Origin of the sequence: Streptomyces sp. HUAS ZL42 (assembly GCF_040782645.1) — a bacterium.
In the GTDB taxonomy this organism is placed as follows: domain Bacteria; phylum Actinomycetota; class Actinomycetes; order Streptomycetales; family Streptomycetaceae; genus Streptomyces.
In genome coordinates, this window is the sequence record NZ_CP160403.1 from 2,802,224 (window position 1) to 2,821,391 (window position 19,168).

20 protein-coding genes and 1 pseudogene are annotated in these 19,168 nt (G+C 72.1%); 7 read left to right on the forward strand and 14 right to left on the reverse strand.

Annotation, left to right across the window (positions count from 1 at the left end; all coding sequences use genetic code 11):
• Positions 1-17: 17 nt before the first annotated feature.
• The 3 genes from ABZO29_RS12825 to ABZO29_RS12835 form a co-directional block, all read right to left on the reverse strand.
• Positions 18-1,016: a DMT family transporter gene (locus tag ABZO29_RS12825; protein WP_367320316.1), complete on the reverse strand. Its 999-nt coding sequence runs from the start codon at positions 1,014-1,016 to the stop codon at positions 18-20.
• Positions 1,013-1,618 carry a TetR/AcrR family transcriptional regulator gene (locus ABZO29_RS12830; RefSeq protein ID WP_367320317.1) on the reverse strand — a complete coding sequence of 202 codons (606 nt, stop codon included), beginning with the start codon at positions 1,616-1,618 and terminating at the stop codon, positions 1,013-1,015. The genes ABZO29_RS12825 and ABZO29_RS12830 overlap by 4 nt, the downstream gene beginning before the upstream one ends.
• 67 nt (positions 1,619-1,685) lie before the next feature.
• Positions 1,686-2,003 (reverse strand): hypothetical protein, encoded by a 318-nt coding sequence (locus tag ABZO29_RS12835; protein ID WP_367320318.1) that lies wholly within the window; start codon positions 2,001-2,003, stop codon positions 1,686-1,688.
• A 448-nt stretch (positions 2,004-2,451) separates the two neighbouring features.
• Between ABZO29_RS12835 and ABZO29_RS12840 the strand changes: the two genes are divergently transcribed.
• Entirely contained in the window at positions 2,452-2,976 is a 525-nt protein-coding gene (locus ABZO29_RS12840) for a lamin tail domain-containing protein (protein ID WP_367320319.1), read from the forward strand.
• Between the two features lie 129 nt (positions 2,977-3,105).
• Here ABZO29_RS12840 and ABZO29_RS12845 read toward each other — a convergent pair whose 3' ends face one another.
• The 6 genes from ABZO29_RS12845 to ABZO29_RS12870 form a co-directional block, all read right to left on the reverse strand.
• Entirely contained in the window at positions 3,106-3,951 is an 846-nt protein-coding gene (locus ABZO29_RS12845; protein ID WP_367320320.1) for a DUF4232 domain-containing protein, read from the reverse strand.
• A 159-nt stretch (positions 3,952-4,110) separates the two neighbouring features.
• Positions 4,111-5,034 (reverse strand): LLM class F420-dependent oxidoreductase, encoded by a 924-nt coding sequence (locus tag ABZO29_RS12850; RefSeq protein WP_367320321.1) that lies wholly within the window; start codon positions 5,032-5,034, stop codon positions 4,111-4,113.
• A 106-nt stretch (positions 5,035-5,140) separates the two neighbouring features.
• Positions 5,141-5,602 (reverse strand): DUF6099 family protein, encoded by a 462-nt coding sequence (locus ABZO29_RS12855; RefSeq protein WP_367320322.1) that lies wholly within the window; start codon positions 5,600-5,602, stop codon positions 5,141-5,143.
• Positions 5,603-5,779: 177 nt separating this feature from the next.
• Positions 5,780-6,106, reverse strand: a complete 327-nt coding sequence (locus tag ABZO29_RS12860) for a nucleotide pyrophosphohydrolase (protein WP_367320323.1) — start codon at positions 6,104-6,106, stop codon at positions 5,780-5,782.
• The gene (locus ABZO29_RS12865; protein ID WP_367320324.1) at positions 6,103-7,287 is read right to left on the reverse strand and encodes an ATP-binding protein; all 1,185 of its coding nucleotides are present in this window, start codon (positions 7,285-7,287) and stop codon (positions 6,103-6,105) included. The genes ABZO29_RS12860 and ABZO29_RS12865 overlap by 4 nt, the downstream gene beginning before the upstream one ends.
• Before the next feature lie 99 nt (positions 7,288-7,386).
• A complete protein-coding gene (locus ABZO29_RS12870; RefSeq protein ID WP_367320325.1) occupies positions 7,387-7,806 on the reverse strand; it encodes a cell division protein SepF in 420 nt (139 codons plus the stop codon).
• Positions 7,807-8,153: 347 nt separating this feature from the next.
• Between ABZO29_RS12870 and ABZO29_RS12875 the strand changes: the two genes are divergently transcribed.
• Positions 8,154-9,788 carry a hypothetical protein gene (locus ABZO29_RS12875; RefSeq protein WP_367326119.1) on the forward strand — a complete coding sequence of 545 codons (1,635 nt, stop codon included), beginning with the start codon at positions 8,154-8,156 and terminating at the stop codon, positions 9,786-9,788.
• Between the two features lie 32 nt (positions 9,789-9,820).
• On the opposite strand, the gene ABZO29_RS12880 is transcribed toward ABZO29_RS12875, so the two are convergent.
• Complete coding sequence (locus ABZO29_RS12880) at positions 9,821-10,336, reverse strand: YceI family protein (RefSeq protein WP_367320326.1); 516 nt, start codon at positions 10,334-10,336, stop codon at positions 9,821-9,823.
• A 108-nt stretch (positions 10,337-10,444) separates the two neighbouring features.
• Here ABZO29_RS12880 and ABZO29_RS12885 point away from each other — a divergent pair, with 108 nt between their 5' ends.
• Positions 10,445-10,936, forward strand: a complete 492-nt coding sequence (locus tag ABZO29_RS12885; RefSeq protein WP_367320327.1) for a MarR family winged helix-turn-helix transcriptional regulator — start codon at positions 10,445-10,447, stop codon at positions 10,934-10,936.
• Positions 10,937-11,056: 120 nt separating this feature from the next.
• On the forward strand, positions 11,057-14,089 hold the full coding sequence (locus tag ABZO29_RS12890) for an FAD-binding and (Fe-S)-binding domain-containing protein (protein ID WP_367320328.1): 3,033 nt from the start codon (positions 11,057-11,059) through the stop codon (positions 14,087-14,089).
• Between the two features lie 479 nt (positions 14,090-14,568).
• Here ABZO29_RS12890 and ABZO29_RS12895 read toward each other — a convergent pair whose 3' ends face one another.
• From ABZO29_RS12895 to ABZO29_RS12910, 4 genes and pseudogenes are all read right to left on the reverse strand, one after another.
• A complete protein-coding gene (locus ABZO29_RS12895; RefSeq protein ID WP_367320329.1) occupies positions 14,569-15,186 on the reverse strand; it encodes a sigma-70 family RNA polymerase sigma factor in 618 nt (205 codons plus the stop codon).
• Between the two features lie 154 nt (positions 15,187-15,340).
• The gene (locus ABZO29_RS12900; RefSeq protein WP_367320330.1) at positions 15,341-16,009 is read right to left on the reverse strand and encodes a hypothetical protein; all 669 of its coding nucleotides are present in this window, start codon (positions 16,007-16,009) and stop codon (positions 15,341-15,343) included.
• A 98-nt stretch (positions 16,010-16,107) separates the two neighbouring features.
• Positions 16,108-16,863: a dienelactone hydrolase family protein gene (locus ABZO29_RS12905; protein ID WP_367320331.1), complete on the reverse strand. Its 756-nt coding sequence runs from the start codon at positions 16,861-16,863 to the stop codon at positions 16,108-16,110.
• Positions 16,864-17,032: 169 nt separating this feature from the next.
• Positions 17,033-17,158 (reverse strand): annotated as a pseudogene (locus ABZO29_RS12910) (oxidoreductase); the annotation flags it as partial.
• Positions 17,159-17,316: 158 nt separating this feature from the next.
• Between ABZO29_RS12910 and ABZO29_RS12915 the strand changes: the two are divergent.
• The 3 genes from ABZO29_RS12915 to ABZO29_RS12925 all read left to right on the forward strand — a co-directional run bounded on the left by ABZO29_RS12915 (position 17,317) and on the right by ABZO29_RS12925 (position 19,129).
• Positions 17,317-17,913 (forward strand): TetR/AcrR family transcriptional regulator, encoded by a 597-nt coding sequence (locus tag ABZO29_RS12915; RefSeq protein WP_367320332.1) that lies wholly within the window; start codon positions 17,317-17,319, stop codon positions 17,911-17,913.
• A 26-nt stretch (positions 17,914-17,939) separates the two neighbouring features.
• Positions 17,940-18,611 carry an enoyl-CoA hydratase-related protein gene (locus ABZO29_RS12920; protein ID WP_367320333.1) on the forward strand — a complete coding sequence of 224 codons (672 nt, stop codon included), beginning with the start codon at positions 17,940-17,942 and terminating at the stop codon, positions 18,609-18,611.
• A gap of 62 nt (positions 18,612-18,673) precedes the next feature.
• Complete coding sequence (locus ABZO29_RS12925; RefSeq protein WP_367320334.1) at positions 18,674-19,129, forward strand: PaaI family thioesterase; 456 nt, start codon at positions 18,674-18,676, stop codon at positions 19,127-19,129.
• Positions 19,130-19,168 lie beyond the last annotated feature (39 nt).

The following is a 19,168-nucleotide window of genomic DNA, read 5'->3' on the forward strand; positions in this document are numbered from 1 at the left end:
TCTTGACGGCTCCGGGGTCAGGCCGGGAGGGCTCGTTCGGGCTCGGTTGCGGATGCGACCGGGCTCGTGGTGCTCGCCGCTCCGGCCTGCGCGGTGGCGCGGGTCGGCGTGGTGAGTACCGCGAGGCAGCCGACGACCAGGGCGATGCCGGCCCGGCCGAGCAGGGGCAGGCGCTCACCGACGACCAGTACGGCGAGCACGGCCGCGACGGCGGGCTCCAGCAGCGAGAGTGTGGTCGCGGTGCTCGCCGGGACGTGCGCCAGGCCCCAGCCGAACAGGACGTAGCCGAGGAACATGGGGACCAGGGCCATGTAGGCGCCGACGGCGGCGTTGGACCAGGAGTCGAGCAGCGGGGTGCCGGTGGTCAGCAGCACGGGCAGGAGCAGCAGACCGCCCAGGCCGAAGACGGCTCCCATGGCCGCGCCGGAGGTCACCCCGTGGCTGATCAGGCGGTGGGCCGCCCAGGAGTACAGGGCGTAGGCGAAACCGGCCACCAGACCCAGGCCCACGCCGAGCACGGTCGTCTGCGCGGAGTGGGTGCCGGCGCCGGGGTGTGCCCGGGCCGCTTCGGCCGTGCACAGCAGAACGGTTCCGGACAGGCCCAGAGCGGCGCCGGTCATCCACCGGCGTGTGAGGCGGCGTCCGTCCACCACGCGCTCGATCACGGCCGAGGCGAGCGGGGCCGAGCCGATCGTCACCACGGTGCCGGCGGCGACCCCGGCCAGATGCATGGAGGTGTAGAACGCCAGCGGGTAGGCGCCCACCGACAGCGCACCGAGCACGACCACACCGCGCTGCGCGCGCAGCACGGACGTCTCCCGGACGATACGGGGGGCGGCCAGGAGGGCTTGGAGGAGTCCGCCGAGGCCCATGGCGACGGCCCCGATCGCGAGGGGTCCCACGGCCGGGGCGAAGGTCGCGACGGTGCCCGTGGTGCCCCACAGAACCGACGCCACGAGCACACACAGCGAGCCCATGCGCACCGAGCCGGCCGCATGTCCGGCGGGCCGCGTCACAGCCGGTCCAGCAGGTTCGCCGCCATGGTCCGCGCATGCTCCAGCCGCGCACCCCCGCCCTCCAGGCCGGCGCGTGCCATCGCGCCTTCCAGCAGGAACGACAGATGCTCCGCCACCGCACGGGCCTCTTCGGGCCGGTCGGACAGCAGTTCCTCGAGGTGCGCGGCGAGCAGGGACTCGACTTCCTCCTTGTGCCGGCGCACCACGTCCCGGCCCTCGTGCCCGGCGGGCAGCTCGGCGGCCGCGTTCAGCAGCCCGCACCCCCGGAAGCCGTGCTCATAGGCGAAAGCGGCGTGATCGGCGTACGCGTCGAAGACGGCCAGTACACCGCCGCGAGCGTCCCGGACCTCTTCCAGCCGCCGCCGGTACAGGCCCAGCCACTCCTCGTGCCGTGCATCGAGGTAGGCCATCACCAGGTCGGCCTTGGAGGAGAAGTTGTTGTACAGGCTCATCTTCGCGACGCCCGCCTCGGCAGTGATCGTGTCGATCCCTGTCGCCGACACGCCGTCCGCGTAGAAGCGGCGCGCTGCGGCGGCGAGCAGCCGCGTGCGCGCGCTTCCCTTCCTGCCGGGCCTCGCTGCCGAGGTGGGGGTCTCGCCCAACACGTTCCCTTCCAGATTCTAGGTAGGTCAGTCTACCCAAGAATCGGGAACGCGCCGAGACCTCGCTTCACGTGGTGTGGTGCAGCCAGCGCTGGAGGGCGGCGTTGATGGTGGCGGGCAGGGCGCTGAGCTGGTCGATGGCGTCACGGTCTTCGGGGTGGGGCGGGATGCCGGCCGCCGTCAGGGCCGCGTGCAGATCGAGGCGTCGCCGGTCGCGCGGGTCGATGGTGAAGCTGAGCCGGTGGGCGGGGTTCGGCGGCGGGAGCAGATCGTCCGCGTCCTGATGCTGTCCGGCGGCGGCCGGCCAGATCGGCGCGGAGGCGTCGACGGCGTAGGCGTCGACGAAGGAACAGGGCGCGCTGTGCTCGAAGGCAGTGGTGGTCACGTCGCTCTCCTCACGTGCAGCTTGCAGATCTGCAGGACCAGAGGCCCTCGGGGAGCGCGGCGGTTGCGGGCGCGGCGGGACTTCACACGGACGGCGTCATCGGCGGGTGATCGTCTGGTCCGACCGGCAGGAGCCCGTGGTGGAGGTGTGTCGCGGAGGCTCTGTTACGCACTTTCGGGTGAGGGGGGCCTGCCGCTGCCGGGCGATGCGGCCAGGTGACCCTTCAACTCCGAACCATTTGCCACATAGATGGACATTGAAGGCGACAGTAACGGTGATGTGGGCGATTCGTAACACAGTGCGCGTACCGCGCTCCCATGTCGCAGCCGCGGCCAGGGTGTGCGTGCACGGCCAGTCCGGCCGTCACTCGCACCTCGCACCATCACTTCCCCTCCCGCCCGCTCGCGGGCCGAGAAGGGAAGCGGTGCCCGCACATGCAGGAGGCTCTGTGTCTTCTTCCGTTGCAACCGCCCGTCGTCTGTCCGCCGTCACGCTCGCGGCCGCTGCCGTCCTGGGCGACGTGGCGCTGCCGGCGTCGGCCGCAGGCCACCCCCGCCCCAACCGCGCGGAGGTGGAGATCTCGGCGGTGCAGTACGACTCCCCCGGCTTTGACGACGGCTCCAACCGCTCGCTGAACAGGGAGTGGGTGGAGATCACCAACAACAGCCGCCGCGGGGTCGACCTGGACGGCTGGACCCTGGAGAGCGAAGACGGTCTCACCTACACCTTCGACGGTCACCGCCTCGAGGGCCGGTCGACGGTGCGGATCCACACCGGCATCGGCCGCGACACCGACACGGACCTCTACCAGGACAGCCGTGACTACGTATGGGGCAACCGCTCCGACACCGCGACCCTGCGCAACGACCGCGGCCGCTTCGTCGACGATTACGCCTGGGGCTACGACCGAGGCCGTCACCACCACCACCACGACGGCGACCGCCGCTGGCCCGTAAGCCGGCCGAACAACTGACCCAAGGGATGAAGGCAGCGGGGCAGACCGGGCGGTCCGGTCTGCCCCGCCGGCTTCGCTAGTCCGAGGTCTTCCACGCGCTGATGCCCAGTTTTCCGGTGGTCCCCAGGTCGAGACGGGGCGTCAGCATCACCGGCGCGGCACCGGACTTCGAACGAGCCTGACGTACGGGGCATTGACGGCCCTGCCGGCGCCCGTGGTGTTGCGCCACATCAGGCTTGCGGTCGCGTACTCCCCGGGCTTCAGGGTGAGGGGGCGTGGCGGGTCGTCGAATCCCGTCACGGTGGCGATGCCCCCGCTGCCGTGGAGGACCTCGACACCGTCGACCGGTTCGTGGTCCTCGTCGAGGAGGCTCGAGGCCGGGAAGCCCTCGAGGGTGTAGTCGCCGGTCCCGCAGTTCTCGAGGCGCAGTCCCACCACCCGCAGACCCATCGCGGCGTCGCCCTCGTCGGCGGTGACCCGGATCCCGGCGGACGTGCACACGCCGGGCTCCTCGGCCGTGGGGACCTTGGTCACCTCGGCGACCTTCACGCTCGTCACCCGAGCCGCGCCCCGCGGCAGCACCCCCAGGGCGACGGTCCCCCGCACGGTCCGGCCGGGGCCGACCGAGCGCACGGTCTCGCGTTTGTTGCTCATGACCTCTCCGGCGCCCGTCGTGAAGTCGAAGAGGACGGTGTACGTCAGCGTCTGCGAACCGCGGTTGGTGACCTCGTAGGCGGCGGAGACGCCGGAGGCGGCGGGAAGGGTGTCGAGCGTGGGGAAGGCACCGGGCGCGGAGGACGGGGCGGCCGAGGGCGACGGGATGGTGATCGCCGTGATCCGGACGCCGCCCAGACCGGGGCCGGAGACCTGGGACGGTGACGCCGGGGTGCCCGGTCCACGGCCGCCGCCCTGCGTGTCGGCGTGTTCCGAACCGCACGCCGTGAGGAGTAACACGGCGGCCAGGGCAGGGAGAAGGGGGGTGGGTCTGCGCATCCGGCCACCTCATCAGGAGGCCGTCCCGCCGCCTGTGGCGGAAGACACAGTTCCAGTCACAGGCGTGTCACAGTGACGGGCGCGTGAGCAAAGCACCAGGGCAGGTGCGCCCCGGGCCCGGACACCGTTGTCCGGGCCCGGATCGTGCACCCCGTCGCCCTACGACAGCTGCGACTGCACCTGGGCGGAGATCAGCTCCAGGTGGTCCAGGTCGTCGAGGTCGAGGACCTGGAGGTAGATCCGCCGGGAGCCGATCCCGGCGTAGCGTCCGATCTTGTCGACGACTTCGGCGGGCGTGCCGGCCAGGCCGTTGGCCTTCAGTTCGTCCACCTCGCGGCCGATCGCGGCGGCGCGGCGGGCGACCTCCTGGTCGTCCTTGCCGACGCAGGCCACGAGGACGTTGGAGTAGACGAGGTCGTCGGCGCGGCGGCCCGCCTCCTCCGCAGCGGCCCGCACCCGGCCGAACTGGCGCTCACTGTCCTCGATCGAGCCGAACGGCATGTTGAACTCGTCGGCGAAGCGGGCGGCGAGCCGCGGGGTGCGGGTCGCGCCGTGGCCGCCGATGAGCACCGGGATCTTCTCCTGCGCGGGCTTGGGCAGCGCGGGCGAGTCCGTGAGGTCGTAGAACTTCCCGTGGAAGTCGAAGGTGTCGCCGGGCTTCGTGCCCCAAAGGCCCGTCACGATCTCCAACTGCTCCTCGAGCCGGCCGAACCTCTCCTTCGGGAACGGGATGCCGTACGCCTTGTGCTCCTCTTCGAACCAGCCGGCGCCCAGGCCGAGTTCGACGCGTCCGCCCGACATCTGGTCGACCTGGGCGACCTGGATGGCGAGCACACCGGGCAGCCGGAAGGTGCCGGCGGTCATCAGCGTGCCAAGGCGTATGCGGCGGGTCTCGCGGGCGAGGCCGGCGAAGGTGATCCAGGCGTCGGTGGGGCCGGGCAGGCCGTCCACGGAGCCCATCCTCAGATAGTGGTCGGAGCGGAAGAAGGCGTCGAAGCGAAGGTCTTCGGTGGCCTTCGCCACGGCGAGCAAGGTGTCGTAGGTCGCCCCTTGCTGGGGCTCGGTGAAGATTCGAAGATCCATACCTCCATCCTGCACCCCGGCCGCCCCGACGACCCCCACCGGTCCCCGCGACCCCGGTCGTCCCCGGTCAATGGCACCGGACGCGGAGTCGCGGCCGGCGCCGGCTTCACACCTCCGGCAGCACCTGGTCCCGGTCCGCCAGTTTGCGCAGCATCTCCAGCACGCGGTCCCTCGACTCGTCCGCCGCGTCGATCGCCTCCATGCACTGCCAGTACGTGGCTTCGTCGTCCGCCGAGCTGGCGACGCCGACGAGGGCGATACCGACCTCACCGAGCAGTCCGCCGAGGCCCAGCAGAGCCTGGCGGGCGTCGTCCAGTTCGGTGAGCTGGGCTGCGCGCAGGGTCCCGGGATCGAGGACCGGCGTGTCCAGCACGCCGCAGCCTCTGCCCGCCAGCTCGGTCAGTCCCAGGGCCTCGCCGCGGAGTTCGGGCGGGCCGGAGACCGCGAGCCTGCTGCCTATCGCCTGGGCCAGGGCCTGTGCCTGCCACACCTCCGTCAGGATTCCCGGCGCGTCGCCGCTGCCCGCGAGAGCACGCCTGCTCGTCCGGATGAGCCGCACAGCGTCCATGCGCCGCCCCCGTCTGTCCGACGTGCTCCCTCGCACGTCCGCCCGAACTCCCTCGTCCACTACCCAGAGTGAGGGCGTGTGGGATGAAAAGCCAGAGGAAGACGGAAATCTGTGGACAACAAATCGGTTTCGGACAGCTGAACGACTCCGGAGAGTGAAACCGGACCGGGCGGCTCCTTACGGAGCCGGGAATCTCCGCTCGTTCCGGTCGATCTTCGCGTCCAGCGCGGCGAGCGGATCGATGCCGAGCACCTCGCACAGCTGCAGCAGATACGCGAGGACGTCGGCGACCTCGTCCGTGACGCGGTGCGCGGTGTCCGGGTCGTCCATCACGCGCGCCGACTCCTCCGGCGTCAGCCACTGGAAGATCTCGACGAGTTCGGAGGCTTCCACGCTGAGCGCGGCGACGAGGTTCTTGGGCGTGTGGTACGGCTGCCAGTTCCGCGCTGCGGCGAACTCGGCCAGCCTGCGCTGCAGCTTCGCCACGTCGAGAGGTTCTGTCACGGTTCCAGGTGTACCACCGAGACTCCGTCCGCCCCGGCGGCCCAGGACGCGTCGCTCACAGCGCCGACGAGCCGGATGTGGCCGCGTTCGCACATCCGCGCCGCGAGTCGCAGCAGTTCCCCGCGCTGCCGCGCGTCCAGACCGCGGTCGAGCCCGTCGGCGAGGACGGTGAGGGTCTGCATGGCGGCGGGTACCTCGCCGGCCGGGTCGACCTCCAGCACGCCCGGCCCGGTGAGCAGTACCAGCGTGAGGGCGAGGTATCTCAACTCGCCCTCGCCGAGCCGCCCGAGGTCCGTCCGGATCCCGTCGCCCCGGTCCAGCAGCGCCCGGACGGTGCCGTCGCCCGGCAGCTCTGCGAGCACGTCCGTCACGGGGCCGGCGCATCCGGCCCGTACCGCCGCGACCAGCTGGGCGTGCCGCCGCCCGCACTCGCTCCGGGTGCGCCACAGTACGTCGGCGAGGTTGCCGCAGCCGCCGAGCAGTCGCCCGGAGCCGGTGGGCACGGGGGCGCGCATGCCTCCCGGCCGCGGGTCGCAGGCGAAGACGGAGCGCAGGGCGACCACCATCTGCTGGGCGGCGGCGAGGACATGGCGCTGACCGTCCGTCCGGCCGGCCACCCGCAGGGGCAGCAGCGGCGTCCCGAGCCGGTCGTCGGGCATCGGGGCGCGGGTCACCGGCGAGGACCCGCCCGTGTGCCAGGCGGCCTGCACGGACCGCCCGCCCGGATCGCGCAGGGCGGTCTCCAGAAGGACGAGCCCACCGGCCGTCAACCGCTCGCCGACGATGCGCAGTTCGGGCTCGGCCTGTACGGCGACGTCGAGCCGGACCGGGCCCTCGGGACCGTCGGCCGTACAGCCGATGCGGAAGCCGCGGCGGCGCTGGGCGTCGGGCCGGGCCCGCTCGGGCACGTGGGCGACCGGGTCGGGGAACACCTCACCGAGCTCGGCACCGCCACCGAGGCGGGCGAGCGCCTCGTACGCCCGCAGCGCCCCGGACTTGCCGCTGCCGCTGGGTCCCGCGAGGAGGGTGAGGGGTCCGAACGGGAATCCGGCACCGCGGTGCCGGGCGAAGGCGGACAGGTGCAGTTCGGTGACGTGGGGACGGTCGGGGTGTCTCCCGGCGTTCTTCCGGGGTGCCGGAAACGGTGGAGAGCTGGTCGAGGACGAAGACGGCACGGCCATGCCCGGACCGTAGAAGCCCGCGGTCGGGCGAACCGTTCCGCCCTCTCGCGGTTCCTACGATCGGGCGATGGGCGGGGCCGGGGGCGGCCCCGGCCGGCTTCACCCCCCGGGAACCCCGGCCCCCTTCATCAGCCCGCTCACCTCGGTGCCGGGTGGGGTCAGCAGGAAGACGTTCCGGTCGACCCGGTGCATCCCGCTGGCCAGGCCGAAGACGACGCCTGTGCTGAAGTCCAGGACCCGCTTGGCGACCTCGGTCTCCGCGCCGGTGAGGTCGAGCAGGACGGGGATGCCCGCCATGAGCGTCTCGGCGACCTCGCGGGCGTCGGCGAAGACATTGACCCTGAGGACGACGAAGCGGCGGCGCGCTTCCGTCTCCGCCTCCGGGAGGGCACGGTGGCCCACCGCGGACGGCCAGGCGTCCCGGCCGCGCAGCGGAACAACCTGGGCGAGCCCTTCCCACTGTTCATCGGTGACATCGTGACGGCTCACCGGATCCCCCCGAACTGACTCGCACTCCATGCCTGCACCAGCCAATTCTTACGCCATGTCACCCGTTCGGCCCAACAGCGACACGGTGCGCGACTGTCACAAGGGCCGCATCACGCCGGCCCGCCCAGGTCTTACCGCCCTCACACCGGACTCTTCTCCTCCGGCGACGTCCCGCTCACCGGCCGCGGCTACGGTCCGGTGCCGTGCACTTGGCAGATTCGCAGCCGGTGACAGCCGCCCGGCGCACACAGCCGGCGGTGTCCGCCGTTCAGGGCGCCACTGAGGGCGCCCCACAAGAAGCCGGCGCTCCGGCGGTCGCGCCCCGAGGGGAACAACCGCCCGCGCAGTGGCACCGCGTCCTCACCCTCCTCGCCGACATCAGCCTCTTCATCGGCACGCGCTCGGTGTGGACGTCGGCGGCGAGCCACAGGCTTGTCGTCGCCACGGTCATCTCCGTGTGCTACGCCTCGATCCTGGTGTGCGGCGTGCTCGCGCTGGTGGTCCGCCGGACCCGTTCGCTGGCGCGCCTCGACCTGTGCGTCCTGGTGACGGCGGTGACGCTCACCCTGTGCGCGTGGGTCATGCTGCACACCGGCGGTGACGAAGGGGTCCTCACCACCCAGGCCGCCAGGGAACTGGTCCGAGGTCACGCGATCTACGGGCAGCCGTGGCCCTGGCTCTTCGGAAAGCCCGGCGTCGCGCTCACCCCCACGGTGTACGGCGGCTACGACCTCACGTACGGCTACCCCCCGCTGGCCCCGCTTCTGACGGCCCCCCTGCTGTGGCTGGGGCACGCGGGCACCCCCGCGACGGCGATGACCACCGGCGCGCTGGTCACGGGGACGGTGGTCCTGTGGCGGATGCTGCCCGTGCCGTGGCGGCCGGCGGCGACCATGGTGTGCCTCGGGTTCGCGTTCCTGCCCTCGTACGCCCGGCTCGGCTATCCGGCGATCCTGGCCCTGGTGCTGCTGATCCCGGTCGTGGTCCGCTGGCCGCGGATCGGGCTGGGGGGCCGGCTCGGCGCGGCGGGCATCGCGCGGGCCGCGTGCCTGGGCGCCGCGTGCGCGGCCCAGCAGCTCCCCTGGTTCCTGGCCCCCTTCCTGCTCGCCGGGATCCACGCCGTGCGCCGCGGGGAGCTCGGCGGGCGGGCGGCGACGCTGGTGACGCTGCGCGTGGCCGGGGTCGCGGCCACCGTATGGCTGCTGATCAACACGTACTTCGTCGTGCACGAACCGGGAACCTGGCTGAACGGGATCGCGCTGCCTCTGACGCAGGGCGCGGTGCTGCACGGCCAGGGCGTGGTGGACATCTCGCTGTACCTGACGAACGGCAGCGACCGGATCGACTGGTACGGGCACGCGAGCCTGCTGCTGGCCGCGGCGCTGCTCGCGCTGTTCGTGCTGTTCGTACGGCGGCTGGGCCCCGCGGCGACCGTGCTGCCCTGGTGCGCCTTCTACCTGGCGACGCGCTCCCAGGACGGCTACTACCTGATGATGACCCCGCTGTGGCTGGCGGCCGTGATCACCGCGCCCGCGGCGGAGTTCGCCGGCGCGTGGCAGCCACGCCCGCGCCTGCCGGCGGTCCGGCACCGCCGTCCGGCACGGCTGGCCGTGGCCCTGCTCGTGCTGTCCCCGGCGCTGGTGAGCGCGACGGTGGCGGCGACCGGGTCGCCGCCGCTGCGCATGCAGGTCGCCTCGGTGCGCCGGGCCTCGCCGACGGCCGTGTCCCTGCTGACGCTCCGGGTCACCAACACGGACGACCGTGCCCTCGCACCGCACTTCACGCTCACCACGGGGCAGGGCATGAGCGCGTATTGGACGATCGTGAAGGGGCCCGCCACACTCCCGGCCCATGCCACGGCACGCTACGAACTCCGGCCGTACTACGGCCGGTTCACCCTGCCTCGCAAGGGTGTGCGGATCCGGTTGCGCGCGTTCACGGCCGCGCCGCAGACGCTGTCGAGCGCGGATGTGCAGTCGGCGCTGCGATCCGCCTTCCGGGCGGCGGGCTGACAACGCGTCGCAGCCACGTGAACGACGGTGCGTCAGGCTGCCGTACGCGTGAAGCGGAGCGTGGTGGCGACGGTGGTCAGACCGCGGATCATGCCGAGCTGGTTCCAGCCCAGGCCGAACTGGTCCCGGTCCACGGTGAATTCGGCGTCCAGCGTCAGTGCGTCGGCGCCCGCATGCGTCAGGCGTGCGGTGAGGGACTGCGGCCTGCTGATACCCCGCACGGTCAGCTGACCGGCGACGTTCACGGTGTCGCCGTCCCGGAGTTCGGCGCTGCGGACCACGAAGGTGATCTCGGGGTGGTTCTCGGCGTCGAAGAAGTCGGCGGACCGCAGGTGCGTGTCCCGCTTGGCGTTCTTGGTGTCGAGAGTGGCGGCACCCAGGGTCAGGGTGCCGGCGGCCGACCCGTCGGCCCGCACCTCGCCCTGGCCCGCGACGACCCCGAAGGTGCCCTTGACGGTGACCAGTCCCCACATCGTCTTGTGGCGGAGGCCGACGGTGGACGCGCCGGCGTCCAGCTGCCACAGCCCGGTTTCCACGGCGACGGTCATGATCCTTCTCCCATCAATGGTCCAAATTTGGATGACGCCACGCTAGCTGATTATCCAAAACTGAACAACAGGGTCATGCAAATTTGGACAACAGTTAGAATCGGACCCATGGCAGACCACGATGAGCACCCCGCCGACCTGCCCGAATGTCCGTCCGCACAGGGCGTCGGGCTGCTGCCGGCCGAGCTGCGCGCCTGGATGGTCCTGCTGGCCGCGACCGGTGCGGTGGAGCAACGGCTGCGCTCCGTCGTGAAGGAGAAGCTCGACGTCTCGCACGACGAGTTCCTCGTCCTGTGCCTGCTGGCGGAGCAGCCCGCGGAGGGCCTGCGCATGACGCGTATCGCGGAGCTCCTGGGCCGCCCCAAGACCCGTCTCACTTACCAGATCGCCTGCCTCCAGCACGCCGGTCTCGTCACCCGCAAGTCGGTCTGCGGCGACAAGCGAGGCGTCGAGGTCACCCTCACCGACAAGGCCCGCCGCCTGCTGCAGGAGGCCTCCAGCCCGCTCGCCGAAACAGTCGCCGAGGCCCTCGCCCGGTTCGTGGGGCCGGAGCAGTGCGAGGCGATGCGCGGGTTGCTGCCGGATCTCACGAAGGACTGACGGACCGGGCGCGGCCCGACCGGTCGGCGTGGGTTGTCCCGCCGATCTCCGGGGTACCCGGCGCCTGCCGTGCCGGGTGCACGGTTGCCCGCTCGCCACTCGGCATCAGCAGGAGGACCCATGGGTGCGCCGGACCTGCCCGCCCCCGTCGCCGTCCGTCCCGCCGCGTCCCCGGTCGATCCGGCGCGGCTGGAGGAGGCCCTGCGCGAGCGGGTCGACGGGGAGGTCCGCTTCGACTCCGGGAGCCGGGCGGCGTACTCCACCGACGCCTCCAACTTCCGGCAGACCCCGATCGGTGTCGTCGTACCCCACAGCCCAGAGGCGGCCGCGGAGGCCGTGGCCGTGGCCCGGGAGCACGGCGCGCCCGTGCTGTCGCGGGGCGGCGGGACGAGCCTGGCCGGTCAGTGCACCAACACGGCTGTCGTGATCGACTGGTCGAAGTACTGTCATGAGGTCGAGTCCGTGGACGCCGAAGCCCGCACCTGTGTCGCCCAGCCGGGCATCGTGCTCGACGAGCTGAACCGGCGACTCGCGCCGACCGGCCTGCGCTTCGGGCCGGAGCCCGCCACCCACATGAACTGCACGATCGGCGGCATGATCGGCAACAACTCCTGCGGCGCCACCGCCCAGGCGAACGGCAAGGTCGTCGACAACATCCGCAGGCTGGAAGTGCTGTTGTACGACGGCACCCGCTTCTGGTGCGGGGAGACGAGCGACGAGGAGTACACGGAGATCGAGCGGCACGGCGATCTGCGGGCCGCGGTGTACCGGCGGTTGCGCGCCCTGCGGGACACCTACGGCGAGGAGATCCGCCGGCGCTTCCCGGACATCCCCCGGCGCGTGTCCGGGTACAACCTCGACTCCCTGCTCCCGGAACACGGCTTCGACGTCGCGGGGCTGCTCGTCGGCAGCGAGTCCACGCTCGTCACCGTGCTGCGGGCGGAGTTGGAGCTGGTGCCCGTGGTGAAGGAACGGACGCTGGTGGTGCTGGGCTTCCCGGGCATCGACCGTGCCGCGGACGCCGTACCGGCGATCCTGCCGTACGAGCCGATCGCGCTGGAGGGCGTCGACCATCGGCTGATCCGCGACGAGAGGATCAAGCACCTCAATCCGCAGGCCATCGCCCAGCTCCCCGAAGGGAACGCCTATTTGATGGTGCAGTTCGGGGCGGACACGGTCGAGGAGGCGGACGAGCGGGCGCATCGGATGCTGGACGGGCTCGACGAGACCGAGCACGATCCGGAGGTCGCGTTCCTGGACGACCCGGCCCACGAGGAGCAGTTGTGGCAGGTGCGGGAGGCCGGTCTCGGTGCCACCGCGCACATCCCGGGCCGGCCGGACACCTTCGAGGGGTGGGAGGACTCGGCGGTGGCTCCCGAGCGGCTCGGCGACTATCTGCGCCGACTGCGCGGTCTGTTCGAGGAGTTCGGGTATCTGAGCGACACCGGGCCCAGTCTGTACGGCCACTTCGGGCAGGGCTGTGTGCACACCCGTATCCCCTTCGACCTGTACACCGCCGACGGGGTGGCCGCCTACCGGCGGTTCATGGAGCGGGCGGCCGATCTGGTCGCCGAGTTCGGCGGCTCCTTCTCCGGGGAGCACGGCGACGGGCAGAGCCGGGGCGAGCTGCTGCCGCGGATGTTCGGGCGGGAGATCGTCGAGGCGTTCGGGCGGCTCAAGGCCGTGTTCGATCCGGGCGACCGGATGAACCCCGGCAAGGTCGTGGCGCCGTACCGGATGGACGAGAACCTGCGGCTCGGCGGCGACTGGGCGCCGCACGACCCGCAGAAGCTCCACTTCCGCTTCCCGGAGGACGGCAACTCCTTCGCCGAGGCCGCCAATCGGTGCGTCGGCGTCGGCAAGTGCCGGCAGCTCACCAACAAGGGCGGGGCGGTGATGTGCCCCTCCTACCAGGTGACTCTGGAGGAGGAGCACTCCACGCGCGGACGGGCCCGGCTGCTGTTCGAGATGCTCGACGGGCACGGCGACAGCGCGATCCGGGACGGCTGGCGCTCGGAGGCCGTCCGGGACGCACTCGATCTGTGCCTGGCCTGCAAAGGGTGCAAGAGGGACTGTCCTGCCGACGTGGACATGGCCACGTACAAGGCGGAGTTCCTGGCCCACCACTACGCGGGCCGCGCATGGCGCAGGCCGCGCTCCGACTGGTCGATGGGGTGGCTGCCCGTCGTCGCGCAGGCGGTGGGCCGCGCCCGGCTCGGCCCGGTCGTCAACACGCTGACCCACGCTCCCGGGCTGTCCCGGGCGGCCGTCGCGGTCGCCGGGATCGAGGACCGGGAGGTGCCGCTGTTCGCGCGGGAGACGCTGCAGCAGTGGTACGGCCGCCGGCACGAGCCGCGCGGTGACGGCCGGCGCGGCACCGTCGTCCTCTGGCCCGACACGTTCACCAACCACTTCCACCCGCACATCGGCCGGGCGGCCGTACGGCTCCTCGAACACGCGGGCTGGCGGGTGGTCGTGCCCGGCGAGCCGCTGTGCTGCGGACTGACGTGGATCTCCACGGGGCAGCTCGGCGTCGCCCGGCGCATGCTCGCCCGCACCGTGCGCCGGATCGCCGGGCATCTCCACGCCGGCGGCCTGGTGGTCGGCCTGGAACCCAGCTGTACGGCGGTCTTCCGGTCCGACGCCGCCGAGCTGTTCCCCGGCGACCGCGACGTGCGCAGGCTGCGCGGCCAGACGGTGACCCTCGCCGAGCTGCTCACCGAGCACAGTCCCGGCTACGAACCCCCGCGGGTGCCGGAGCGCGCCTCGCGGGCACTCGCCCAGGTCCACTGTCACCAGCACGCGATCACCGGCTGGGCCGCCGACCAGGAGCTGCTGCGCCGCGCCGGGGTCGACGCCGAACCACTGGAGTCCGGCTGCTGCGGCCTCGCCGGCAACTTCGGCTTCGAACGCGGGCACCTCGAGGTCAGCCGTGCGTGCGCGGAACGCGTCCTGCTGCCCCGGCTGCGCGCGACGGACACGGCGACGGCCGTCCTCGCCGACGGCTTCAGCTGCCGCACGCAGATCCACGAGTTCGACAGCGGCGGCCACGAGGCCGTACACCTCGCGGAACTCCTCGCCACGGCACTTCCCGGAGACCCCGGCAGCGCACACGGCACCGCACCGGACGCGCACCCGTCCCGACGCTCCTGACAACGCGCGGTCCAGTCCGGCGCCTCGCGGGGGGATGCCGGGCAACACACATGGCCACCACCCCGACGCCGGCACGGCCGACAAGCGGCCCCCTCACACCGAGTTCAGACCGGCGCCACCCGGACGAGGCCGGGCAACACACGACCACCACACCCGACGCCCACCCACCCCGACGCCCAGCCGACAGACCAGGGCCCCTCACGCCGAGGACAGACCGCCACCACCCGGACGAGACCGGGGACACAGACGACCACCACCCCGACGCCGACACGACCGACCACGGCCCCCTCACACCGAGTTCAGACCGGCGCCACCCGGACGAGGCCGGGCAACACACGACCACCACACCCGACGCCCAGCCGACCGACCACGGCCCCTCACGCCGAGGACAGACCGCCGCCACCCGGCGGGCCGGGCAACACACACGGCGCCGCGCCAGGCACCCACCCGTCCGCCGACGGCGCCGTTCCCGCCCGGGCTCAGGCCGCCAGTGCGGCGACGGGCTCCTCGGGCTCGGACAGCTGGTCCATCAGGGTCGCCCGGGCCCGGGCGACACGGGAGCGGACCGTGCCGACCGGGCAGTCGCTCAGCTGCGCGGCCTCCGCGTAGGGCAGACCGAGCAGTTGCGTCAGGACGAACGCCTCCCGGCGCTCGTCCGGCAGCGCCGCCAGCAGATCCAGCAGAGCGATGCCGTCGTCGAAGCCGGGCAGACCGCGCGGTTGCGCCAGCTCCACGGCCAGCGTCCAGTCCGCCACGTCCGACAACCGCGGCCGGGCGGCGGAGCGCCGATAGCTGTCGATCACCGCGCGCCGCGCGATGGACAGCAGCCAGGACCGGGCCGACGAGCGCCCCTCGAATCGGTGCAGACCCGTCAACGCACGCAGGAACGTGTCCTGTACGAGGTCGTCCGCCGCCTGCGGATCGGCGCACAGATGGACGACGTACCGCAGCACGTCACGGTGCAGGGAGCGCACGAAACGGTCGACGGCGTCCTCGTCACCGGTACGGGCGGCCAGCGCCCACGCGGTGGTCGACTCGTCGGTCGAAGGCGAGTCCTCGCTCATGTCGTGCTGAGCGGGCAGCGCAGAAGTGATCACCTGGTGTCCTTCTCGGATCGTCCGTGATCCGAACCTCTCGCGCGCTGGGCGCGAACGGTCCGGCAAAGGGGAATCGGCCCACAGTGCCTACACGGGCGGGTGCGGGGCCGACCGCCCGAGGCACGCAGGGGCGGCCTCGGGATACCGGCTGTCGTCAGGCGACAGCGGTCCCCACGGGCGGCCCCCGAGAAGTGATCGCGTGAACGAGGAGAAGAAGGCGCGGCGCCCGGTCCGAGCGACGGCCACGCACCTGGGCGCGCGGACGGTCCGGGGTGAGAGGAAGGGCCAGCAGCAACCTCAGCGGTGCCGCCAGCCGACCGGCGACGGCCCGCAGTATGCGGAACGCCGCCTTCTCCCCGTGTGCCAGCCACAGGCCGCACAGCAGCGCGGCGAGCACGTGGACGGCGAGCATGCCGAACGACGACGTACCGCTCGCTGCCGCCTGGCCTGCCGGGCCCATGTGAGCCATATGGCTCATGTCCATGGCGTCCATCGGCATCGAGCCCATGGACATCGAGCCCGGGGACATGGCCCCCATGTCCCCCGTCGCCGTCGCCGTCGCCGTCGCGGTCGACGGGGCGAGCGAGAACGCCGAGTGCAGAGCCGCCTGGACGGCGACCACGACCGCCGTGATCAGCGGCAACCCGCGCTCACGGCCCGCCAGGCACCAACCCGCGGTGCCCGTCACGGCCGCACCGGCGGCGAGCGTCCATGCGGGGACGTGGCTGCCGGACATCATGACGTGGCCCAGGGCGGCGAGCAGCACACAGACGGCCGCGAACACCGCGGCCCGTACCGTGCGAGAACACCACCCGACTGTCATGGCGCCTTCATCCTCGCATCCGGACACCGATCGTCACATGCAGGTACGGAAAATGCCCCGCCTGCGCACTCGACAGACGGGGCGTGATCCGGAACACGTCAGAGAGTCCGGCCGAAAAGCTCCAGCAGGGCTGCCCAGTGACGCTCCGTCGCCTCCGCGCCGTATATCGCGGTGTCCGCCTGGGTGAAGCCGTGGTGGGCGCCGGTGTAGACCTCGCCGCGGTGGCGGACGCCGGCCGCGGTGAGCGCCTTGTCGAGGCGGGCGATCTGCTCGGCGGGGTTGGTGGCGTCCTGGTCGGCGTGGCCGAAGTAGAGCTCGGCGGTGATGTGTTCGGCGAGCAGGTGGGGGCTGTCCGGCGCGTCGGTGGCCAGGTGGGCGCCGTGGAAGCCGGCCATGGCGGCGACCCGGTCCGGGTGTGTACCGGCGGTACGCAGGGCCAGGCCCGCTCCCATGCAGTAGCCGGTGACGCCGACCGGGCCGGCGGACGTCAGTGGGGAGGCGGCCAGCCAGTCGAGGCAGGCGGCGGCGTCCCGCATGGCTCGCTCGGGGGTGAGGTTCAGTGCGGCAGGGCGGAGGCTCTGGATGATCTCCGGGCGCTCGACAGGGTTGATGAACTCGGGGAGTTCGACCACGGGTGCGCGGCCGTGGCGGTAGAAGACGTTGGGGACCAGCACGGTGTAACCGGCGGCCGCGAGCCGGTCCGCCATGCCCTTCAGATGCGGGCGCAGTCCGAAGGCGTCCATGTAGAACAGGACGGCGGGATGCGGGGCGCCGTCGTCGGGGTGGGCGAGGTAGGCGTCGGCGGTGCCGTCCGGGGTGGCGATGTCGAGGGGCGAGGACTGTACGGCGGTCATAGGGGTGTCTCTCCTTACGTTCGGTTCGCCGACCTGACAGCGGCGTCGGCGAGTTGCTTCACGCCCGGCGGCGGAAACCGGGACGCCCGGGCTCGCGAAGAACCAGCGCTGCGCCTGTTCCCGGCTCAGCCCCTCGGGCCGCTCCCCCTGTACGGCTGCACGTACGCCGGGTGCCGGGCGCGATGCGCCAGCTGTCGGCGAGGGTGCCGACGTCGACCGCGTCGTAGCCGAGGACGTCGAGCAGCGCGGTCACCTGCCCTTTGGCCTCGGCGTCGTCGCCGGCGACGGGCAGGGCGCAGCTCGCGGCGCACTGACGCCCGGACCGCTCGACACCCGCATACCGCGCCGACGGACCTCGCCGCACCCCTTGCCTGTTCTATGTCATAGTGCATAAGTTACTAGCCGGTACCAGTGGCGGTGGAGCACCGAGGGCGCGTGAGGGAGGCGGCACACGTGAGTCCGCGCAAGAACAACAGCCGCGACCGTATGGTCCTCAGCACCACGGTGCTGCTGCGCGAGTACGGCGCCGGCGCCACGAGCATCGACCGGGTGCTCGCGCACAGCGGTGCCCCGCGCGGCTCGGTCTACCACCACTTCCCCGGCGGGCGGGCACAGCTGATCGACGAGGCCGTGACCCTCGCCGGCGACTTCGTCGCCGGGCTGCTCGACGAGGCCGTGCGGGCCGACGACCCGGTCGAGGCGATCGACGCCTTCTTCGCGCTGTGGCGCGAGCGGCTCCTCGAGAGCGACTTCCGGGCCGGCTGTCCGGTCGTGGCGGTGGCCGTGGAGACCAACGACGACGCGCCCCAGCCGGCCCGCTCCGCGGCGGCGGCCTTCGCCCGCTGGCAGGAGGCCCTCGCGGGGCTGTTCCGCCGGCACGGCCTGACCGATGAGCGGAGCAGGCGGATCGCCGCCTTCGTCGTCGCCGCGGTCGAAGGCGCGGTGATCATGTGCCGGGCCGAGCGGAGCACGGCTCCGCTCGACGCGGCCGCCGCCGAGATCCACGACCTGCTGGCCCACGCCCTGCGGGACCAAGGGCCCCGGCCATGAGCCCCTCCCCTCTTCCAGGAGCACAGATGCCAACGCTCGACCGCCAGGACAACGTCTTCGTGCTCGACCTCGGGGACGGCGAGAACCGCTTCCACCCCGACTGGATCGCCTCGGTCGACTCCGCGCTGGACGAGGTGGCCAAGGCGGAGGGACCCCGCGCCCTGGTGACCGCCGCGACGGGGAAGTTCTACTCCAACGGCCTCGATCTGGACTGGCTGTTCGCCCACGCCGATCACTACCAGGACTACGTGGTCTCCGTCCACGCACTCTTCGCACGCGTGCTTTCCCTACCGCTGATCACGGTGGCCGCGCTGCAGGGGCACACCTTCGCGGCCGGTGCGATGTTCTCCCTGGCTCACGACTTCCGTGTGATGCGCGCCGACCGCGGCTTCTGGTGCCTGCCCGAGGCCGACATCAACATCCCCTTCACTCCGGGCATGTCCGCGCTCATCCAGGCCCGGCTGTCCCCGCCGACCGCGCACGAGGCCATGCTCACCGCCCGGCGCTACGGCGGCCACGAGGCGCTCGCCGCGGGCATCGTCGATCGCGCCGTGGACGAGGAGGCGGTGCGCACCACCGCCGTCGAGATCGCCCGGGCCCAGCTGGCGAAGGCGGGCGACACGGTCGGCACCATCAAGGCCCGCATGTACGCACCCGCGCTGACCGCCCTGCGCGACACGACGAACCCCCTGGGCTGACCGGGCACGCCCGCAGCCGACGACCCCAGCACTCAGCAGCACCGACCTCCAGGAGTACGACCGTGTCGACCACCGACCTCGCCACCATGACCGGCCTCGAGCTGATGCGCTGGGTTCAGCGCGAGCGGCCCGCCGACGTCCCCTCCATCGGGCGCCTGCTCGGCATGCGCTTCGACGAGGTCGAGCACGGTCGCGTCGTCATCTCACTGGACACCCGCCCGGACTTCGCCAACCCCCTCGGAACCGTCCACGGCGGCATAGCGGCCACGCTGCTCGACTCGGTCATGGCGTGCGCCGTGCACACCACCCTTCCCGCCGGCGTCGGTTACACCACCCTCGAACTCAAGGTGAACTACATCCGCTCGGCCCACACCGACGGACAGACCCTCACCGCCGAGGGCGGCGTCATCCACGCGGGCCGCCGCACCGCGACCGCGGAGGGCAAGGTCCTCGACGAACAGGGCAGGCTGATCGCCCACGCTACGACGACATGCATGGTCCTCCACCCGGGCAGCTGACCGTCCCGGCCAGCGGTCGAGCCCGTCGATGATCGTCTG

Bases quoted from the DNA above. Each gene is read 5' to 3' on its own strand.
- ABZO29_RS12845 (WP_367320320.1), bottom strand. From the start codon at position 3,951: ATGCGCAGACCCACCCCCCTTCTCCCTGCCCTGGCCGCCGTGTTACTC.
- ABZO29_RS12850 (WP_367320321.1), bottom strand. From the start codon at position 5,034: ATGGATCTTCGAATCTTCACCGAGCCCCAGCAAGGGGCGACCTACGAC.
- ABZO29_RS12855 (WP_367320322.1), bottom strand. From the start codon at position 5,602: ATGGACGCTGTGCGGCTCATCCGGACGAGCAGGCGTGCTCTCGCGGGC.
- ABZO29_RS12865 (WP_367320324.1), bottom strand. From the start codon at position 7,287: ATGGCCGTGCCGTCTTCGTCCTCGACCAGCTCTCCACCGTTTCCGGCA.
- ABZO29_RS12870 (WP_367320325.1), bottom strand. From the start codon at position 7,806: ATGGAGTGCGAGTCAGTTCGGGGGGATCCGGTGAGCCGTCACGATGTC.
- ABZO29_RS12880 (WP_367320326.1), bottom strand. From the start codon at position 10,336: ATGACCGTCGCCGTGGAAACCGGGCTGTGGCAGCTGGACGCCGGCGCG.
- ABZO29_RS12885 (WP_367320327.1), top strand. From the start codon at position 10,445: ATGGCAGACCACGATGAGCACCCCGCCGACCTGCCCGAATGTCCGTCC.
- ABZO29_RS12890 (WP_367320328.1), top strand. From the start codon at position 11,057: ATGGGTGCGCCGGACCTGCCCGCCCCCGTCGCCGTCCGTCCCGCCGCG.
- ABZO29_RS12900 (WP_367320330.1), bottom strand. From the start codon at position 16,009: ATGACAGTCGGGTGGTGTTCTCGCACGGTACGGGCCGCGGTGTTCGCG.
- ABZO29_RS12905 (WP_367320331.1), bottom strand. From the start codon at position 16,863: ATGACCGCCGTACAGTCCTCGCCCCTCGACATCGCCACCCCGGACGGC.
- ABZO29_RS12920 (WP_367320333.1), top strand. From the start codon at position 17,940: ATGCCAACGCTCGACCGCCAGGACAACGTCTTCGTGCTCGACCTCGGG.